Genomic DNA, 1,256 nt, shown 5'->3' on the forward strand with positions numbered 1-1,256 from the left:
TGTCACCTTCCGGCATAAAGGAGCCGGGTATTTCCGGCATATAGGCGCCAGTAGAAGTGGGTAGAAACGAGCATCTTTGCGGTTCAAGAATGGGCCGTTTAGGTGGCGTTTGCAAGGTTCAAGTGATGCTCCGGAAGGTGCCTCGGGCTTCGGTAGGAGTGACCGTCGAGCACCAGGCAGTAAGCGTTGTGACGCAATCGGTCGAGCGTGGCAGAGGCGAGCAATCGATTGGCCGGAAACGCTTGATCCCATTCGGTCAGATCGAGGTTGCTCGTGACGATGGTGGACGCAGCCTCGTAACGTTCGGCGATCAGTTCATGCAGATCCTCGTCGGCGGGCGGACGCAGCGGCTTGAGCCCGAAGTCATCGATGATCAGCAATTCGACGCGCATTAAGCTGGCAAGTCGGCGCTCGTAGGCGCCGGTGGCACGTGCTGCATTCAAGCTCGTGGTGAGCTGGGTGCAGGTGGTGAACAACACGTCGACGCCTTGACGTACGGCGCAGTGGCCGAGGGCCTGCGCCAAGTGGCTCTTGCCGGTACCGCAAGGCCCGACGATGAGCACCGGCGCATGTTCGCCGAGGTAACGACCGCCGGCCAGATCGTGCACGAGTGCACGGTTCAATTGCGGCAACCGATCGAAGTCGAACTGCTCCAGTGTTTTGCTGGTGCGGAAGGCGGCGCGTCGCATGCGCAGCGCAAACTTCTTCTGTTCGCGCCGGGCGACTTCGTCTTCAATCAGCAGCGCAAGGAAGTCGACGTAAGAGAGCTTCGCATCGATCGCTTGACGATTGCGCGCCTCGAGCGAGTCGAGGATGCCGGACAGACGCAATTGCTTCAGATGCGGGGTCAAGGCTGGCATGGGTTGCATGGCCATCTCCTGGGTTAAGGACGCACGTCGGCGTCGGGAGCAAACAGAGACTGTGCGTCGCGGGCGAAACGTGCGCCGGGGGCGTGGACGTGCTCATTCGGAGCGGCAAGTGGATGCTGGTCGAAGCCGCCCACGAGGATGGTCTTGACGGTCCGATAGAAGGGACTGGCGTGTGCCAGCGCCCGAGCGCAGGCCGCTTCTAGGCGCGAGGCGCCGTACGGCTTCTGCAACCGCATGACGCCCTGCGCCGCGCGCAAGCGTTCGAGGATATGGTCGGCCAGTAGCAGCTCGATGAGTTCGGCACAAGCCGGTCCCACGCGCGTTGCCTGTTCGAGACACCACTGGCGATCGTGAGCGAGAAACGCGCGAGCCTCGGGCGGCAGGTGG

General features: G+C 62.3%; 1 protein-coding gene and 1 pseudogene. Both read right to left on the minus strand.

Annotated elements, in window-relative coordinates:
- Nucleotides 1-98: 98 nt before the first annotated feature.
- A complete protein-coding gene (gene istB / locus DXT59_RS01225) occupies nt 99-869 on the minus strand; it encodes an IS21-like element helper ATPase IstB (RefSeq protein WP_116134848.1) in 771 nt (256 codons plus the stop codon).
- Nucleotides 870-883: 14 nt separating this feature from the next.
- Nucleotides 884-1,256 (minus strand): annotated as a pseudogene (locus DXT59_RS01230) (IS21 family transposase); the annotation flags it as partial.

Origin of the sequence: Trinickia diaoshuihuensis, assembly GCF_003390925.1 — a bacterium.
In the GTDB taxonomy this organism is placed as follows: Bacteria; Pseudomonadota; Gammaproteobacteria; order Burkholderiales; family Burkholderiaceae; genus Trinickia; species Trinickia diaoshuihuensis.

Coding starts and splice junctions, on each gene's coding strand:
- istB (WP_116134848.1), bottom strand. CDS start 869: ATGCAACCCATGCCAGCCTTGACCCCGCATCTGAAGCAATTGCGTCTG.